Annotated in this window: 10 protein-coding genes; 8 read left to right on the forward strand and 2 right to left on the reverse strand. The window is 77.2% G+C overall.

The genetic code is table 11. The features are described 5' to 3' along the window. Positions 1–19 precede the first annotated feature (19 nt). On the reverse strand, positions 20–874 hold the full coding sequence (locus ABWK59_RS26315) for an Fpg/Nei family DNA glycosylase (protein WP_354643098.1): 855 nt from the start codon (positions 872–874) through the stop codon (positions 20–22). A gap of 236 nt (positions 875–1,110) precedes the next feature. Between ABWK59_RS26315 and ABWK59_RS26320 the strand changes: the two genes are divergently transcribed. Further along, positions 1,111–2,448, forward strand: a complete 1,338-nt coding sequence (locus ABWK59_RS26320) for a M14 family metallopeptidase (protein WP_354643099.1) — start codon at positions 1,111–1,113, stop codon at positions 2,446–2,448. A 69-nt stretch (positions 2,449–2,517) separates the two neighbouring features. Beyond that, complete coding sequence (locus tag ABWK59_RS26325) at positions 2,518–2,727, forward strand: EF-hand domain-containing protein (RefSeq protein WP_354643100.1); 210 nt, start codon at positions 2,518–2,520, stop codon at positions 2,725–2,727. A gap of 114 nt (positions 2,728–2,841) precedes the next feature. On the opposite strand, the gene ABWK59_RS26330 is transcribed toward ABWK59_RS26325, so the two are convergent. Then, positions 2,842–4,719, reverse strand: a complete 1,878-nt coding sequence (locus ABWK59_RS26330) for an NAD-binding protein (protein ID WP_354643101.1) — start codon at positions 4,717–4,719, stop codon at positions 2,842–2,844. Positions 4,720–4,868: 149 nt separating this feature from the next. Here ABWK59_RS26330 and ABWK59_RS26335 point away from each other — a divergent pair, with 149 nt between their 5' ends. The 6 genes from ABWK59_RS26335 (at position 4,869) to ABWK59_RS26360 (ending at position 18,387) form a co-directional block, all read left to right on the forward strand. Then, on the forward strand, positions 4,869–5,714 hold the full coding sequence (locus ABWK59_RS26335; protein ID WP_354643102.1) for an EamA family transporter: 846 nt from the start codon (positions 4,869–4,871) through the stop codon (positions 5,712–5,714). Between the two features lie 150 nt (positions 5,715–5,864). After that, positions 5,865–6,719 (forward strand): DUF4132 domain-containing protein, encoded by an 855-nt coding sequence (locus ABWK59_RS26340; RefSeq protein WP_354643103.1) that lies wholly within the window; start codon positions 5,865–5,867, stop codon positions 6,717–6,719. Continuing rightward, on the forward strand, positions 6,716–11,752 hold the full coding sequence (locus ABWK59_RS26345) for a hypothetical protein (protein WP_354643104.1): 5,037 nt from the start codon (positions 6,716–6,718) through the stop codon (positions 11,750–11,752). Before ABWK59_RS26340 ends, ABWK59_RS26345 begins: the two co-directional genes overlap by 4 nt. Continuing rightward, positions 11,749–12,912: an ATP-binding protein gene (locus ABWK59_RS26350; RefSeq protein ID WP_354643105.1), complete on the forward strand. Its 1,164-nt coding sequence runs from the start codon at positions 11,749–11,751 to the stop codon at positions 12,910–12,912. The genes ABWK59_RS26345 and ABWK59_RS26350 overlap by 4 nt, the downstream gene beginning before the upstream one ends. A gap of 4 nt (positions 12,913–12,916) precedes the next feature. Then, positions 12,917–16,525, forward strand: a complete 3,609-nt coding sequence (locus ABWK59_RS26355) for a DUF5682 family protein (protein WP_354643106.1) — start codon at positions 12,917–12,919, stop codon at positions 16,523–16,525. After that, positions 16,522–18,387: a hypothetical protein gene (locus ABWK59_RS26360; protein ID WP_354643107.1), complete on the forward strand. Its 1,866-nt coding sequence runs from the start codon at positions 16,522–16,524 to the stop codon at positions 18,385–18,387. Before ABWK59_RS26355 ends, ABWK59_RS26360 begins: the two co-directional genes overlap by 4 nt. The last annotated feature ends 317 nt before the right edge of the window (positions 18,388–18,704 follow it).

The following is an 18,704-nucleotide window of genomic DNA, read 5'->3' on the forward strand; positions in this document are numbered from 1 at the left end:
TCCGCGCAGATTCAATCACCTACTTGAGGAGTCGCGACAGTCGTCGGTCGGCCAGGGTGCGGCCACCGGTCTGGCAGGTCGGGCAGTACTCGAGGGAGGAGTCGGCGAAGTTCACGGACCGTACGGTGTCGCCGCAGACCGGGCAGGTCTCGCCGGAGCGGCCGTGCACGGCGAGGCCGGACCGCTTCTCGGCCTTCATCCCGTCCGGCGGCACCGCCCTGGCGTGGTCGAGCGCGGCGGTCAGCACCTGGTGGACCGCGGCGTGCAGGGCGGTGAGCCGTTCGGCGTCGAGGGAGGAGGCCAGGGCGTACGGGGAGAGCCGGGCGGCGTGCAGGATCTCGTCCGAGTAGGCGTTGCCGATGCCGGCGATCACGGCCTGGTCGGTGAGGAAGGTCTTGAGCCGCTGGCGGGAGCCGGTGGCGAGCCGGGTCAGCTGTTCGACGGTGAGGGTGAGGGCGTCCGGGCCGAGCCGGGTGACGCCCGGGACGAGGGCCGGGTCGGCGACCACGTACGCGGCGAGCCGCTTGGTGGTGCCCTGTTCGGTGATGTCGTAGCCGGAGCCGTCGTCGAGGACGAGCCGCAGCGCGAGCGGTCCGCGGCGGCTCGGCGGCTTCGCGGGGAAGGACGCGCGGCGGTGCACCCAGCCGGCCCGGGCGAGGTGGAGCACCAGGTGGAGGCCGTCCGTGGTCCGGAGGTCGAGGAACTTGCCGTGTCGCCCCACCGCCTGCACGGTCTGTCCGTCCAGCGCCTGGACGGGCGGGTCGAAGGTCTTCAGGACCTGGACGGACAGCACCTCCACCCGCTCCAGCCGGTGGCCGGCGCAGGTCTCGGTCAGCCGCTCGGCGAGTGCTTGGACCTCGGGGAGTTCGGGCACGGGTCCAGTCTCGCCATCGCGCGGGCCCGCGGCGGCCAGCCCGGCGGCCGGGCGTGTCGCGAGGTCCGGGTGGGTGGATCTCCCGCTGCGCATGACGGCGGGTCACCTCCGGTACCCCTCTGCGGCGTTCGCCGGCGCCGGGACGTCTTGACGCGGTCATGACGCGGGTGGACCATCGTCTCGGCGCGCGCCTCGTTCCTCCCTCCGTTCCTACGGACCCCCACAGGAGGACAGTCATGCGACTGCCCCGACGCGGCAGGCCGGCGCTGGCCGTCGCCGCCCTGCTCTCCCTCGCCCTCGCCTCCCCCGTCGCGGCCCCCTCGGCCGCGGCCCGTCCCGGGACCCCGGCCGCCTCCGCCGAGGAGTCGGTCCGGCAGTACCAGGTCGACGGTCCCCGGACCGTCGCCGACCGGACCGCGGTCGCCGCGACCGGCGTCTCCGTCGACGAGGTGGACACCGCCTCGCTGGTGGTCAGCGCCAACCCGGCCGAGCTGCTCCGGCTGCGGGCCCTCGGCTGGCGGCTCACCCCGCTGCCCGGCCCGGAGGAGGACGCCTCCGTGCTGCCGGGTGCCACGCTCAAGGACTTCCCGTCCAAGGACTCCGCCTACCACAACTACGCGGAGGCGGCCGCCGACATCGACGCCGTGGTCGCGGCGCACCCGTCGATCATGAGCAAGCAGGTGATCGGCACGTCCTACGAGGGCCGCGACATCGTCGCCGTCAAGATCAGCGACAACGTGGCCACCGACGAGGCCGAGCCGGAGGTGCTGTTCACCCACCACCAGCACGCCCGGGAGCACCTCACCGTCGAGATGGCGCTCTACCTGCTGCACGAGCTCGGCGACAAGTACGCCACCGACCCGCGGATCGCCGCCGTGGTGAACAGCCGGGAGATCTGGGTGGTGCCGGACCTCAACCCGGACGGCGGCGAGTACGACATCGCCACCGGCCGCTACCGCAGCTGGCGCAAGGACCGGCAGCCCAACGCCGGCAGCAGCTACGCGGGCACCGACCTCAACCGGAACTGGAACTACAAGTGGGGCTGCTGCGGCGGCTCCTCCGGGTCCACCTCCAGCGAGACGTACCGCGGCAGCGCGCCGGAGTCCGCCAAGGAGACCAAGGTGGTCGCCGAATTCGTCCGCAGCCGGGTGGTCGGCGGCAAGCAGCAGATCACCGCGGCCATCGACTTCCACACCTACAGCGAGCTGGTGCTGTGGCCGTTCGGCTGGACCACCGCCAACACCGCCACCGGCATGACCGCCGACGAGTACAACACCTTCGCCACCTTCGGCCGGACCATGGCGGGCACCAACGGCTACACCCCCGAGCAGTCCAGCGACCTGTACATCACCGACGGCTCGATCGACGACTGGCTGTGGGGCAGCCAGAAGGTCTTCGCGTACACCTTCGAGATGTACCCCTCCAGCGGCGGGGGCGGGTTCTACCCGCCGGACGAGGTGATCGGCCGGGAGACCGCCCGCAACCGGGAGGCGGTGCTGCTCCTGCTGGAGAACGCCGACTGCCTGTACCGGGCGATCGGCAAGCAGCAGCAGTACTGCGGGCTCCCGGCCTGAGGGCCGGGGCCGCCGCGCGGGCCGGTATCGTACCGCCGTCAAGGTGACGACAAGGAAGGTTTGCCCCGAATGAACATCGACACGGCCAAGGCGGCGTTCGCGCGGTTCGACATCGACGGCGACGGCTTCATCACGCCGGAGGAGTACTCGAAGGTCATGGCGGAGATGGGCGACCCCTACGTCACCGTCCCGATGGCCCAGGCCGTCATCTCCAAGGCCGACACCAGCAAGGACGGCCAGCTGAACTGGGACGAGTTCTGGGCGATGCAGAGCGCCTGAGTCGCTCCCGCCGCGCCCGCGCGGCGGCCCGAACCCGCCCTCCGGGCCCGGTTCCCCTCGGGGAGCCGGGCCCGGAGGCGTGTCGGGAGCCCCGGGGAAGCGGCGCCGGCCCGGTCAGCCGACCGGGCCGCCGGCCAGCAGGCGGGCCAGGCCGGCGGCGGTGGCGGCGACCACCACCAGGTCCTCCTCGGTGAGCCGGTGGCCGGCCGGCGGCGCCCAGTCCAGGCCCGGCCCGGGACCGGCGGCGGCGCGGGACCGGCCGCGTTCGAGGGCGAGGAGCCGCCAGTGTCCGGCCCGGTGCGCCTCGGCGACGGTCCGGCCCAGCAGCTCGGGGTGGCCGGCCGCGTCCACGGCCGCGATCAGCACCACCTGCTGGCCCACCGTGAACGCGCCCAGCACCTGCCGGCCCATCATCGCGGCGGCGAAGGCCGGGGCGGACAGGAACGAGACGCTGTGGCTACGGGTCTCCGCCCCCGGGTACGAGTCGCGCAGCGCCCGGTACACGTCACCGGCGAACTCGTCGTCGAACAGGCCCAGCACCACCCGCAGCCCCGGGTCGGCCTCCCGGGCGCACAGTGCCGCCTCCAGGTTGCCGCCGTCCGAGCTGGTGAGCGCCAGCAGCGCCCGCGCCCGGCCGATCCGGGCGGCCTCCAGCACCCCGTCCTGGGTGGCGTCGCCGAGCAGCACCGGCACCCCGTACGCGCGGGCCCGGGCCACACCTCGGGCGCCCGGGTCGCTCTCCACGCAGACCACCGGGACGCCCAGCTCCCAGAGCCGGTCGAGCACCCGGCTGCCCACCCGGCCCAGGCCCACCAGCACCACGTGGCCGGCGATCCCGCGCGGCGGCCGGCGCAGCGCGGAGGCCGCCCGGAAGGTGCCCATCGCCTCCAGGGCGAGGGCGGTGAGCACGGGCATCAGCAGCACACCGGCCACGGCGGTGAGGATCTGCAGCACCTTGCGGACGGCCGGCCCGTCGGTGGCGGGGTCGGCGATGGCGAGGGCGTCCAGGACGGCCAGGTAGCCGGTGTGCAGCGGGTTGCCGCCGGTCAGCGCGGAGGTGAGGGCGGCGACGGCGGCCAGCACGCCGGCGAAGGAGGCGAGCGCCCAGCGCAGTCGCGGGGCGAACAGGGTGGCCACCGGGAGACCGGTCAGTCCGGGCAGCCGGCGGCGGCGGGACTCGGGGGAGCCGACCAGGAGCTCCAGCACCACCCGGCGGGCCCGGTCCGCGGCGGGGGCGCCGGGGTCGGGGAGCAGGTCGGCGGCGTCCCGGCGCGCCCCGGGCGGGATCAGGGCGAGGGTGGCCACCGCGGTGCCGGCGGGGCCGCCGGCGCGGGCCGCGTCCGCCTCGGTGGCGCGCAGCAGCCGGCCGGCCACGTTGACCACCTGGCTCTGCCCGGACACGGCGGCCGCCACCAGCGCGGGCGCGGCGGTGGCCGAGGTGGAGAGCACGGTGGCGGAGGCGCCCGGGTGCCGGGTGGCGGCGGTCCGGTCCAGCAGCTGCGCGACGCGCCGGCCGAGCCGGCGGTCGTACACCCGGAGCACCAGCCGCAGGCCCGGGTTGAGCCGGCGGGCGCGCAGGGCGGCCTGGATGTTGACCTGGTCGTCGGCGCCGGTGAGGGCGAGCGCGGCGGCGTCCCGGACACCGGCGGCGGTGAGCACCTCGGGCGTGAGGTCGGTGGCCTCCAGGACCCGGACGGCGGGCAGTTCGGCGGCCAGGGCGGTGAGCTGCGGGCCGTGGCCCTCCTGTAGCGAGGGCAGCACCACGGTGACCTCGCGGCCGTGCAGGGTGGCGAGTTCGAGGGCCAGCCGGTGGGTGAGGGCGTCCCGGCCGCAGACGACCATGCGGCCGGTGGCGGTGTCCGGCGCGGGGTGCGGGGCCGGTTCGGGCCGGGCGGCGGGCCCGTGGGCGGCGGGTGCGGCCGGCTCGGGCCCGGCCGCGGGCTGGACGGGCAGCCCGGCGGGCGGGCCGGTGGTCTCGGTGGCGGAGGACATGACGCCAGTCTGCCGTCTGTGGATCTTGCCGGGGGCGGGATCCGGCCGATCGTTGACGAGCCGTTCCGTCGCCCTGTTGGATAGGCAAAGTTGGCTATACAAGTTCGGCTCGGTGTCCTGCTCCGAACCCTGCACCCGAAGGGGGATCCGTGACCCGGGAAGCGGTCCCGTTCGTCGTCCTCGCCGCCGCGCTGCTGCACGCGCTGTGGAACGCCCTCGCCCACCGCGGCGAGGACAAAACGGCCGGGTTCGCCCTGATGGCCACCGCCAACGCGGCCTGCGGCGCCGTGCTCGCCTGCTTCGCCCCGCTCCCGGACCCGGCCGCCTGGCCGTACATCGCCGCCTCCACCGTGCTCCAGGTCGGCTACCAGCTGCTGCTGCTCCAGGCCTACCGGCTCGGCGACTTCGGGCAGATGTACCCGATCGCCCGCGGCACCTCCCCGCTGGTGGTGGCCCTGCTCTCGGCCACCGTGCTCGGGCGCCCGCTGCCCGCCGCGCAGGCGCTCGGGGTGCTGGTGATCTCGTCCGGCCTGGCCGGGCTGGCGTTCGCCGGCGGCCCGCCCCGGCGGGACCGACTGCCCGCGCTCGGCGCCGCCCTGGGCGCCGGGGTGCTGATCGCCGGGTACACCGTGGTGGACGCCACCGGTGTCCGCCGGGCGGACACCTCGGCGTACCTGGCCTGGATGTTCCTCGCCCAGGGCGTGGCCCTGGTCCTGGTCCTCCTCGCCGTCCGCGGGTGGGCGCTGCTCGGCGACATGCGCCGCCGGCCGGGGCCGGGCCTCGGCGGCGGGGTGATGTCCCTGGTCGCGTACGGGCTGGTGGTGTGGGCGCAGACGGTCGGCGACCTGGCCGCGATCGCGGCGCTGCGCGAGACCAGCATCCTGATCGCCGCCCTGATCGGCGCGTTCGTGCTGCGCGAGCCGCTCGGCCGGTCCCGGCTGGCCGCCGGCGCCGCGGTGCTGGCCGGCATCGTGGTGCTCCGGCTCGCCGGCTGACCGGCAGGAGGACCGGACTGACGGTACGGGAGCTGACGACCCGCCCGGCGACGCCCCCGTGGAGGCTTTCCCGCCACCCGCCCGACCGGTTGTCACTCCCGGCCGCTACGTTTCCCGGCACCGCAGAAACCGCAGCTGGGAGGCGTTGTCGTGGGGTGGGTATCCGCGGGTGACTACCAGGTCGCCCTCGACCGTGAACGGAAGGTCGTGTGCCGCAACGCGGCCGGCCGCCCGTTGAAGTCCGTGCCGGCCAAGCTCAAGGACGACCCGGCCGTGGTCGAACTGCGCCGGCTCGCCGAATGGCTGGAGGGCCACCGCCGGCAGTGCCTCCAGGACGTCGAGCGCTGGATGATCCGCTCGCTGCCCGTACCGGCCGCCGTGATCGCCGCGGTCTGGCCGGACGAGGCCTGGCAGGAGGTGCTGCGCGACCTGGTGGTCACCGGCGCCGACGGCGCGGTGGCCGGATTCCTGCGCTCCGCCGACCCCGAGCGCGGCCTCGGCGTGGTCGACCTGGACGGCGACTCCGTCCGGCTCGCCGACACCGAGGTCCGCATCCCGCACCCGGTCCTCCTGGAGGAGCTGGACGACCTGCGCGAGTTCGCCGTCGAACTCGGCGTCACCCAGCGGGTCCAGCAGCTCTACCGGGAGGTCTGGCACCGGCCCGCCGACCTCGCCGCCACGGCCACCGAGACCGACGCCTTCGCCGGCGCCCGCTACAAGGAGCTCCGCGAGCTGCTCGGCCGCTGCGCCCGCCTCGGCTACCGGGTCCGCGGCGGCTACGCCGTCCTGCCCGTGGTCGAGGACGGCCGCCCGCTGGAGGCCCGGCTCTGGGTCGGCGACTACTACGACTACGACGAGTGCGAGACCGGCGCGCTGAGCTGGGCCGGAGCGGGCGGCCGGCCGGTGCCGCTCGGCGAGGTCGGACCGGTGGCCTGGTCCGAGGGGATGCGGATGGCCGCCGCGCTGCACGAGGGCCGCACGATCGAAGGGGAGGAGTCGGCATGAGCGCCGATCACGTCACGGACACCACCACCGGCGCCGCCGACCGGGCCGAGCGGCTGCTCGACGCCGGGGCCGTCCTGCCCGCCGGCACCCTGCCCGGCGCCGGCGGCCCGGAGAGCACGGTCGACGTGCTCACCGCCCGCCGCTACGCCCACCCGGTGCTGGACGGACCGGTGGTCCGCCTGGTGCCGCGCGCCCTCGGCCCCGCCGAGGACGCCGCCCTCGACTTCCTCGGCCTCGCCCCCGAGGGCGAGGCGCCCGAGGTCGGCCAGGTCCGCCAGGAGGCCCTCGGCTTCCCCGCCTGGGCCCTGGTTCACGACCCGGCCAACGGCCACCACGCGCTCGCCGTGGTCAAGGAGATGGAGCGGCTCGCCCGCCAGGTCGCCGCCAAGCCCAAGACCGCCAAGGACGGCTTCGAGGAGATCGCCGACCGCCTGGGCCGCGCCGTCCCGCACTTCCTGCCCACCTACTGCGAGGAGGTCGGCCGGATCTTCCTCGCCCAGGGCAACCAGTCCTACGCCGGCACCTTCTTCGGCCGCGCCCGCGAGGCCGAGCAGACCTTCGGCCTGGCCGTCGACGAGGAGCGGCTGCGCGCCGTCTTCCTGGAGTTCGCCCTCGCCGGCGCCCTCACCGTCAAGTCGCTGCGCCAGTACGTCAAGGAGCTGGCCGGCCGGCTCGACCCGCTGACCGCCTGGCAGCGGTTCCGCCAGCTGTGCGCCGAGCGCTCCGCCGCCGGCATGGCCCCGTACGCCGGGGTCGCCGAGGACGCCCGGCAGCTGATCCGGGCCGCCGGCCTCGACCGCACGGAGGAGGAGCTCGCGCTCCTCGCCGAGCTGATCGCCTCGCCCGCGATCGGCCGCGCCCCCGCCGTGTTCTGGAAGTCCTGGCGGCCGCGCCTGATCGAGCTGGCCCGCCGGGAGGAGACCGTCCGGGCCCGGCTGCTGGAGATCCTGCCCACCCCGTCCGGCTCCGCCCAGGACAACGCCGCCGTCGACGACGCCTGGCTGACCGTGCTCCGCGAGAGCGGCGCCGAGGACCTGCTCACCGACCCGGCCGCCCGGCAGGCGGAGCCCGCCGCCGCCTGGCTGCGCCGCTGGGCCGACCACATCGACCGCGGCTGGCGCCACCGCAACGGCTGCGGGGAGACCGTCGAGCTGGCCGGCCGGATGGCCGAGCGGCTGCGCGCCGAGGACGTCCCGGTCACGCTGTTCGAGTCGCTGCGCTCGCACGTCACCAAGACCAACCTGCTGGACCGGCTGCTCGCCGACGGCGTCCCGGTCGCCGACCCGCCGCAGGGCCTGCGCTTCGACCTGGTCGAGTGGCTCTCCGACCCCGGCGCCGGCCGCCGCGACCTGGCCGCGGTCGCCGACGACCCGCGGTTCCGCCCGGCCCTCAAGGCCGCCACCCCCCACCTGTACGAGACCAACCGCCTCGCCGAGCAGCTCAAGGCCTTCCCGCGGCTGCGCGAGCTGTTCGCCGAGTGGGCCGAGGAGCAGGCCGACGAGCTGTGCGCCGCCCGCGGCCTGGCCGGCGCCAACACCCTGCTGGCCGGCCTCGGCCCGGTCCGCTCCGGCATCCTGGAGGCCAACCCGAAGGCCGCCGCCCGGATCGCCGCCCTGGACGTCGCCGCCCTGCTCGGCGACACCCTGCGCGCCGGCATCCTCGACGAGCTCGGCTGGCCCGCCCTGGACGAGGCCGTCGCCCGGCTGGAACTCGCCGAGCCCAAGCCCGGGTACGCCCCCGGACAGCGCAACGACAACACCCTGGAGGTCCACGAGGCCTGGCCCGCGCTGATCCTCCTCCGCCAGGACCGGGCCGTCGTGGTCGGCCCCGAGGGCATCCTGCTCGAACACGACCTGCGGATCCCGTCCGCCTCCCGCCGCCACTGGAACCGCCCCCGGCTCCGCTACGCCGACGGCGAGCTGCTCGTCCTCTTCCACGGCGACGACGGGCTGAACGGCTACTGGTCCAACCGCCCGGGCGAGATCTTCACCCCGACCGGCGAGCAGATCCTCTGGTACTACGGCACCTACCCGACCTCGCTGCCGCTGCCCGGCGGCGGCCGGGCCACCGGCGGCCGCGTGCTGCGGGCCGGCGACACCGCCATGCCCGTCCACCTGCCGGTGCTCGGCGACGGCACCGGGTACTGGGTCCGCGCCCACGGCGGCGCCCGCGCCCAGCTGCTCGAGTACGACCCCGCCACCGGCGCCCACGGCCGGGCCTCCGTGCCGCCCGCGCTGGCCGGCGGCGAGGGCGACCTCGACCTGTACCACTCCCGCGTCCTGCCGCTCCAGCCCGGTCTGGAGGGCACCCCGCTCGGCACCGACGGCACCGTCCTCGGCGTCAAGGTGCTCCGGCACGGCGGCCGGGCCACCGCCCACGGCCCCGACGGCCGCACCGCGACCCTGCCGGACACCACCGGCCGCCGGCCGCTCGGCCGGCTCGACCTGCCCGGCGGCGCCGCCCTGCTGCTCGCCCACGAGGACGACAAGCTGGCCCTCCGCCCGACCGACGGCACCGGCGCCCGCACCGACCTGCTCGCCACCCTCACCCCGAACGGCGCCGGCGGCCCGCAGGCCTTCGGCAGCGGCGTCGTCCCTCCGCTCGACCACTGGCACGCGCTGCGCCCGCGCGACGAGGCCGGATCGCTGCGGCTGCGCGCCCTCACCGACCACGAGGCCGCCGGGCTGATCGACGCCGCCTGGCCGGTGGACGCCCCCGAGACCACCCCGCCGGCCAGCCCGGAGTTCGTGACGGTCCTGGGCACCCGCCGCCAGGTCGCCGGGGTCCGGGCCGCCGGGCTGCCGCCGCTCGCGGCCGCCGCCACCGTCCTGCCCGCCGACGCCCACCCGCTGCTGGTCGCCGGCGTCGCCGGGCTCGCCCGGCTGGCCACCGACACCGCCACCCGGGCCGCCCGGTTCGCGCCGCTGCCCCGGGAGCGCGCCCCCGAGCGGCCGCGGCCCGCCGCGGCCCCCGCCCACCAGCCCGAGCACGGCACCGACCTCCAGGTCCGCACCGCCGTCGAGGGCGTCCTCGGCGACGCCCGGATGCTCGGCTCCCGCTGGCGCGACCGCACCAGCGGCGCCGGCACCTGGAAGGTCCTCGCCGGCCTGCGGAACGCCGCCGACCTGCTCGCCGCACCCCGTCCCACCGACGGGGGCGACTGGACCCTCGCCCCCGAGCGGGTCACCCTCCCCGGCGCCACCGACCACCACGGCTGGGTGCACCTGCTCGGCCGCACCGCGCCGCTGGCCCTCGCCGCCCTCTCCCCGCGGACCGCGGACGCGGAGCGGGCCACCCTGCTCCTGCTGCTCGGCGAGCTCACCGGCGGCTTCCTCGCCGACCGCGGCCCGGAACTGCGCCGGATCACCCTCGCCGAGAAGGTCAAGGACCGCGCCGACAGCAAGGTCCACGTCGGCCAGGTGTACCGCTGCGGCGACCGCACCGTGCTGATCCTCGCCTGCGAGGGCAGCTACACCGAGGAGACCCGCTGGCTCGCCCTCGACCACGACCCCGCCCGGCGGTTCACCGCCGTCGGCGACTTCGCCCTGGTCGACGAGCGGCGGATCACCGACGACCTGCCGGCCGCCTGGGTCGCCGCCTTCACCGAGCGGCTGAAGGCCGACGGGCCGGTCTCCCACCGGCCCGAGCAGGTCGAGGAGTTCCACGCCGCGACCGGCATCGGCCAGGCCCGCTCGGCCCTGTTGCTCGCCGCACCCCGCTGGGTGCACGACTGGTCCGCCGAGCTGCCGCCGGCCGAGGAACTGGCCGAACTCGGCCTGCAGACCGCCACCGCCCGGGCCGCCCGGCCCTGGCTCCGCGGCCGCCCGCTCGACGACGTCCGCGCCGCGCTGCTCCCCGCCGACCCGGCCGAGCTGTGGCGCACCGGCCTCGCCGTCGGCGCGGCCGCCGAGCGGTACGTCCAGCGGCACGGCCGACTGGCCACCCTCGGGGACGAGGACCAGACCAAGGTGGTCGGGACGACCATCGACGCCGTCGAGGAGGTGCTCAACCCCCAGCGGGCGCCGTGGATCTCCCGCACCACCGTGCAGCGCCTCCGCCCGCTGGACAACGGCGCGCACGGCCTGATCCCGGACGACCACGAGGCCGTCCCCCAGCTGCGCCAGCTGATCACCGCCGTCGGCGCGCTGCGCTGGCTCGCCCACCGCATCCCGTACGGCGACCCGCTGCGCCCCCTGCTGCCCGCCGCGCTGGCCGCGCTGCGCGCCCGGCTCGCCGACCCCGGGCTGCTGATCGGGCTCAACCACGCCTCCACCGTGCGCGACACCCCGCTGGCCGCCGTCCTGCGCTCGCAGGCCGGCCTGCCGGAGGCCGGCGGCGCCGGCGAGGACGGGCTGGTCCGCTGCGGCGACGCCCTGGTCCTCGCACCCCTCCAGCAGGGCGAGTACGCCTGGCTCCGCCCGGCCGGACTCACCGGCGCCGACGACCCGGTGCTCGACCTGCTCGAAGGCCTGGTCGTCGGCTACCAGGTGGCCGAGGAGTTCGGCGCGCTGCGCGCCCTGCTCGGCGACGACCTCGCCCGGCTGGTCGCCGACGGGTCCGAGCCCGGTACGGCGCCCGGCCGCCCGCAGGACCCGCTGCGGACCGTCCCGCCGCTGGTCGGCGAGGTCGCCGCGGCCACCGGCCTGAGCGAGGACGCCGCCGTGCTCTACCTCCAGCTGCTCGCCCTGCCCGACCCCACCGACCGCAACGCCGCCGCCTGGACCGGCTGGAAGCCCGCCCGGCTGAAGAAGGCCCGCGCCGAACTGGCCGCCACCGACCTCGTCCTGGAGGCCAAGCGGGCCCGCGCCGGCCGCACCCTCTTCCTGCCCGGCGGCTGGCAGACCGCCCGCACCCCGGGCCTGCCGGTCGAGACCTGGAAGGCCGGCCTGTACGAGCTGTCGGAGTACCGCCCGATCCTGCCCCACCTGCCCGCCCCCGAGCTGTTCGCCCTCGCCTGGCGCCGCGTCACCGACGGCGACGGACCCGGCTACGAGCAGCTCCGCCCCGCCACCCGCCCGAAGGGACGCCGATGACCACCGCGACGCCGAAGACCGGCCCCGACCGGAGCGCCGCCCAGGCCGACCGCCAGATCGTGCCGCCGGAGCAGCGGTACGCCGCCGAGCTGGAGTTCCTCGCCGCGTACGACACCGGCCCGCGCCCGCCGGGCTGGCTGCTCACCCCGCGGGCCGCGGTCACCTTCGTGCTCGGCAGCGGTGGCGAGAAGCTCAAGCAGGGCCGCCGCGGCCTGGTGATCGAGCCCAAGTTCGTCGGCGAGCGGTCGCTGGTCGAGCGCTGCGTGGTCACCCTCGCCGGCGAGCGGGGCCTGCTGCTGGTCGGCGAGCCCGGCACCGCCAAGTCGATGCTCTCCGAGCTGCTCGCCGCCGCCGTCTGCGGCACCAGCGCGCTCACCGTCCAGGGCACCGCCGGCACCACCGAGGACCAGCTCAAGTACGGCTGGAACTACGCGCTGCTGCTCGCCAAGGGCCCCAGCCGGGAGGCCCTGGTGCCCTCCCCGGTGCTCACCGCGATGACCTCGGGACGGGTCGCCCGGGTGGAGGAGGTCACCCGCTGCCTGCCCGAGGTGCAGGACGCCCTGGTCTCGCTGCTCTCCGAACGGCGGATCGCCGTCCCCGAGCTGGCCGGCGGCGAGGACGGGCAGCTGCACGCCGTCCCCGGCTTCACCCTGATCGCCACCGCCAACCTGCGGGACAAGGGCGTCTCCGAGATGTCCGCCGCGCTCAAGCGGCGGTTCAACTTCGAGACGGTCGGCCCGATCGGTGACCTGGCCGCCGAGGTGGAGCTGGTGCGCCGCCAGTCCACCGCCGCCGTGGAGCGCGCGGGCGCGCCGTTCGGGGTCGACGACACCGTGCTGGAGGCCCTGGTCACCGCCTTCCGCGACCTGCGCACCGGCCGCTCGGTGGAGGGCTGGGACGTGGAGCGGCCGTCCACCGTGATGAGCACCGCCGAGGCGGTCTCGGTCGCCACCTCGCTCGGCGTCACCGCGGCCTACCTCGACGGCGGCGACGTGCTCGGCCGGCTGCCCGGCCAGCTGGTCGGCGTGGTCCGCAAGGACGACCCGGCCGACGCCGCCCGGCTGCTCGGCTACTGGGACGGCCCGGTCCGCCGCCGCGCCGAGCAGGGCGCCGCCACCTGGCGCACCCTGTGGGACCTCCGCCCGGCGCTGGAGGGCTGACCGGATGAGCGCCTCCGAGACGGCCGGCGCGGTCGCCGCGGCCGGGCCGGCCGCGGCGGACCGGGAGCTGGTGGCCGGTCAGGCCGAGCGGCTGGCCGCCGCCGGGGTGTCGGCCCCCGGGCCGTACCTCGTCGGGGTGCGGCACCACGCCCCCTCACTGGCCGCCGTGGTCGGGCGGCTGCTGGACGCCGCCCGTCCCGAGGTGCTGCTGGTCGAGCTGCCCGCCGAGTTCCAGGACTGGCTGGCCCTGCTGGCGGACGAGCGGACCACCGCGCCGGTGGCCCTGGCGGCCGCCGCCGCGGGGGAGGGCGGGGCCGGGCCGGCGTTCTACCCGTTCGCCGACTTCTCGCCCGAGCTCGCCGCCCTCCGCTGGGCCGCCCGGAACGGGGTCGAGGTGATCGCCTGCGACCTCCCGCTCGCCGCCCGCGGCGCCGAGCGCCGGGGCGCCGGCCCGGACGGTCCGCCCGGCCTCGCCGACGCCCTGCGCGACCGGCTCACCGGCCGCCCGGACGAGGACCTCTGGGACCGCCTGGTCGAGGCCCCGGCCCCCGGCTCCGACCCGGAGGCCGTCCGCCGGGCCGCCCTGCTGGTCGGCTGGGCGCTGCGCCGCGACGCCGGGGACCGGGTCGACCCGTACGACCTGCGGCGGGAGGCCTGGATGCGGGAGCGCCTGCGCGAGGCCGCCGACGGCGGCCGGCGGGTCGCCGCCGTGGTCGGCGCCTTCCACGCGCCCGCGCTGCTGGCCGACCCCGAGCGGACCCCGGAGCCCGAGCCGGATCCCTTGGAGTCGTCGGAGTCGTCGGCCCTCGAGTCGGCCGAGGAGTTCGTGGTCTCGCTGATCCCCTACACCCATCCGCTGCTCGACGCCCGCTCCGGCTACCCGGCCGGCATCCGGGACCCGGAGTGGCAGCAGACCGTGTACGAGGCCGGCGGTGACCCGGACGCCCTGGCCGAGGCGCTCACCTCGGCGGCCGTACGGATCTGCGGGGCGCTGCGGGCCGCCGGCCACCCCTCGGGCCCGGCCGACGCCCGGGAGGTCGTCCGGCTGGCCGGGGACCTCGCCCGGCTCCGCGGCCTGCCCGCCCCCGGCCGGGGCGAGCTGGTCGAGGCCGTCCAGACCGCCCTGGCCCAGGGCGAACCCCTCGGCCGCGGCCGGGCCGTGGCCCGCGCCCTGGAACAGGTCCTGGTCGGCACCCGCACCGGCAGCCCCACCCCGGCCGCCCCGCGCAGCGGCCTCGGCCCCGCCGTCGAGACCCTGCTCGGCGAGCTCGGCCTGCCCGGCCCCGGCGACGGCGGCGCGGCCGCCCGCGAGCTGCGGCTCGACCCGCTGCGTACACCACTGGACGCCCGCCGCGAGCTCCTGCTCCGCCGCCTGGAGGTCTGCGCCGTCCCGTACGGCGAGCGGATCGCCACCAGCGGCGCCGGCGGGACGGAGGCGCTCGGCTCCCGCTGGCGGGTCCGCTGGACCCCGGCCGTCGCCGCGATGCTGACCGTCGCCGGGGTCCGCGGGGTGACGCCCGCCCAGGCCGCCGAGGGCACCCTGCGCGAACGCGTCCGGCGCGAGCTGGAGGGCGACGGCGCCACGGCCCGCCAGGTGATCGACGGTCTGGCCGAGGCCGCCGGCTGCGGGCTGCCCGGACTGACCGGGTTCCGGCTCGGTCAGCTCGCCGAGGTCCTCCCGGCCGCCGGCACGCTGCCCGAACTCCTGGACGCCCTGGCCCTGCTGGACCGCCTGCGGGCCGGCCAGCTGCCCGCCGCCCTACCGTCGGACGGTCCGGCCGCCGAGGAGCGGCTCGCCGGGATCTCGGCGCGGCTGACCGCCGCCGCCGTCCGGCTGCTGGAGGGGCTCGCCGGCTCCGACGAGCCCGCGGACGCGCGGGCGCTGCTGGAGTTCGCCCGCCGGGCCGACCCGGACGGCGGGCTCCGGCTCGGCCACACCCTCGCCGACCTCGCCGAGCGGGGCACCCCGCTGATCCGCGGCGCGGCCGGCGCCGTCCAGGTGCTGCTCGGCCACCGGCCCGCGGAGGACTTCGGGGACCGGGTCGCCTCCTGGGTGGACGGCGCGACCACCCCCGACCGGCGGCGCGGCCTGGGCCGCTCCCTCACCGGGCTGCTCACCGCCGCCGAGGGGCTGCTGGCCGCTGCCCCGGCGGCGCTGGAACCACTGCTGGAGCGGATCGGCGCGCTGCCCGACCGGGCGTTCCTGGAACGGCTGCCCGCCCTGCGCGGCGGGTTCGACACGCTCAGCCCGGCCGCCCGGGACCGCCTGCTCGCCGTCGTCGAGGAGCGCCTCGGCGAGCACCTCGCCCACCTGCCGGAGGACCTCGCCCCGGAGACCCTGGCCCACTGGGCCGCCGCCGACCTGGCCGCCCGGCACGTCCTCGCCGCCGCCGGCCTGCTGCCGGCGGACCCGGCAGCCGAGCCGCACCCCGGCACCGGCACCGACTCGGCGGAGCCCGTACCGGCGCACGGCGGCCCGGCCGGACCGTCCGGCGGGGCGGACCGCACGCTGGGGGCCGCCGAGCGCTGGCGGCTGGTGCTGGGCCGGCCCGGCAGCCGGCCGCCGACCGGCCGGGCCGCCCGGCTGGCCGCCGCGCTGGACGAGCTGTACGGCACCGGCCGCGGCGAGGGCAGCGGCCCGGACCTGGCGACCGGCGGCCGGGCCGGCCGGGAGGCGCCGTACCCGGGGGTGCGCGAGTGGTCCGAGGACCTGGTCGCGCTGTTCGGGGCCGGGATCCGCGAGGAGGTGCTGGCCGCCGCCGTCGAGCTCGGCCGCACCGACGTCCTGGAGTCGCTCGCCCCGGAGGCGGTCCGCCCGTCCGTGGACCTGCTCCGCACGGTGCTGGAGCACGCCGGCGGGCTGCCCGAGCGCCGGGTGGCAGCACTCCGTCCGCTGGTGAAACGGCTGGTGGACGAGCTGACCCGGGAGCTGGCCGACACCCTGCGCCCGGCGCTGACCGGGATCACCCTGCCCCGCCCGAGCCGCCGCCCCGGCGGCCCGCTCGACCTGGACCGCACCATCCGGGCCAACCTCGGCACCGCCCGGCCCGGGGCCGACGGCGGCACGGTGATCGTGCCCGAGCGCCCGGTGTTCCGGACCAGGGCGGCCAAGGCCAACGACTGGCGGCTGATCCTGGTGGTGGACGTCTCCGGCTCGATGGAGGCCTCCACCATCTGGGCGGCGATGACCGCGGCCGTCCTGGCCGGAGTGCCCTCCCTCACCACCCACTTCGTGGCCTTCTCCACCGAGGTGGCCGACCTGAGCGGCCGGGTGGAGGACCCGCTGAGCCTGCTGCTGGAGGTGCGGGTCGGCGGCGGTACGCACATCGCGGCCGGCCTCGGCTACGCGCGGGAGCTGGTCACCGTGCCCTCCCGCACGCTGATCGCGGTGATCAGCGACTTCGAGGAGGGCTACCCGCTCGGCGGTCTGCTGGCACAGACCCGGGCCCTGGTGGGGGAGGGCTGCCACCTGCTGGGCTGCGCCGCCCTGGACGACACCGGGCAGGCCCGGTACTCCCGGGCCGTCGCCGAGCAGTTGGTCGCCGCCGGGATGCCGGTGGCGGCGCTGAGCCCGCTGGAACTGGCCCGCTGGGTGGGGGAGAAGATCCGTTGACGCAGTATCAGAGCCCGGCCGTCGAGCCGTCGGTGGTCGCCGAGCTGGTTGCCGGACTGTCCGCACGGCTGCAGAAGCGGCTGGACGGCGCGGTGGCCAAGCTCGCCGCCCATCCGCCGGTGCAGGACGGGGAGTCCTGGCGGATCGCGGTGGACGAGGAGGTCACCGTCACCCTGCGGGCCCCGGCCGGGGTGGTCCGCACAGCGGGGGACGTGCACTGCACCTGCCTGCTCGCCCCGGCCTGCCTGCACCGGGCCGCGGCGGCCTCCGCGGCGCCGCTGGCCGAGCAGACCGACGGGCCGGCGGCCGGATCCGACCCGCAGCCCGACTCGCAGCCCGACCCGCAGGCCGCGGCCGTGCCGCCCGGCGAGGCGGACCCCCTCCCCGACCCGCTCGCCGACCCGCTCACCGAGGCCGAGGCGGTGGCCGTCGAGCGGCTGCGGCGGTCCGCCGCCGAGGCGCTGGCCGCCGGGGTGTCCGGGGCCGGGGCGGTGGTCCAGGCCGAGCTGCTGCGCTCCGCGCACCAGGCCCGGCTGCTCGGCCTGCACCGTGCGGCCGCGGCCGCGGTCGCCGTGGTGACCCGCCTGCGGGCGGCCCGCTCGGCGGAGCCCGACCACCGGCTCGCCGACCTGCTCGCCGCGCACCGGGAGCTGCTCGCCACCACCACCGCCCTGCTGGCCGCGCCCTCCGCCGCGCTGCGCGGCACCGCCCGGCAGGCGTACCGGCACGCGGGCGGGCTGCGTCTGTACGGCCTGTTCGCCGAGCCGGTGCTGACGGCCACCCACGCGGGGGTGCTGACCTGGCTGGTGGACGCCGAGGGCCGGCTCTCCACGGTCGCCGAGATCACCCCGCACGCCGATCCGGCCGCGGCGGCCCCGCAGGCCGTGCAGGCCGCCGACCGGGCGGTACGGCTCGGGGACACCTCGCTGACGCACCGCCGGCTGGGCCGTGAGGGGCTGCTGGTCCAGGGCGCGACCCGCTCGGAGTCGGGCCGGCTGGGGGCCGGGGCCGGGGTGAAGGCGGTCCGGGCGGCCGGGGCGGGCTGGTTCGAGCCGCCGCTCGCCGCGCTGTGGGAGCAGCCGCCGTCCGTCCAGGTCGAGCGGGCCCTGGCGGCCGGACGGCTGCCGTACGAGGCGCGGCCGGCCGGGTCGGACCTGCTCTTCCTGGACGTCACGCTGCTCGGCCCGGCTTCCCCGGGAGGGCAGTACCTGGCAGCCGACTGTGCAGGACTGACGGTGCGTCTTCTGGCGGCGCACGACCATCCGGGGCTGGCCCACCGGGACAACCTGGCGATGCTGGCCTCGGCGCCGGGCCTGCGGCTGCGGGTGGTCGGACGGCTGGAGCGGGCCGCCGTCCCGCGGGTGCGGCTGCTGGCGGCGGGCGCGGTCCCGGGTGCGGACCGGACGGTCACGCTCGTCCCGGACCGCCACGGCCGGCTCAACCTGGGCCTGGAGCGGCTGCAGTCGGCGGACCTGCCCGCCCCGGGCGGCGACCGTCCGGTGGTGGAGGGTCCGGGGCCCGTCGCCGAGCCGCCGGTGCACCTGCTGACCCGCCGGGTCGAGCAGGTGGTGACCGGAGGCCGGCGCGCGCTGGCGCTCCCGGCCCCGCCGCGCTCCGGCCCGGGGGCGGGCGCGCGTGCGGCCGCGGGGGAGGCCGAGCAGCTGCGCGCGGCGGGTCTGGCGACGGCGGCCGGGCTGGGGGCCGGGCTGCGGTCGGCTGCGGCCGAGGGGAGCCGGGACGTGTTCGGCCGGCTGCGGACCGACGACCACCTGGGGTTCGCCCTCGCCTGGCTCGCCGCCGCGGGCTACGGCGAGGAGCTGGCGACGGCCCTCTGCGCGGCCGGCTGGCGGACCGGGGACTGACGGAGGGTCGGGAACCGGACGGTGGAACCGAGGGGAAACAGCGGGGGGAGGAGAGGGAAAACGTCAAAGAACTGACGGGGGGTCAACAGGACTCCCGGAGGCGGCATCCTCATCCGAGCGGACCCGAACGGCCGCCGTGTGGAGCGGGCCGCCGGGCATCGGTGGCTGAAATGGGGAGGCGGCGCGGGGAGGACGTGGAGACCGCCGGGAGGGTGCTCCAGGTGCGGAACAATGCTCCTGTACTGCACCGATATTGAGACGACGTCAGGCCGATCTGAAAACCCGGCTATGCTACTTCCGGCCCGGCATGCTGTGTT

The sequence above is a fragment of the Kitasatospora sp. HUAS MG31 genome, assembly GCF_040571325.1.
GTDB lineage: Bacteria > Actinomycetota > Actinomycetes > Streptomycetales > Streptomycetaceae > Kitasatospora > Kitasatospora camelliae.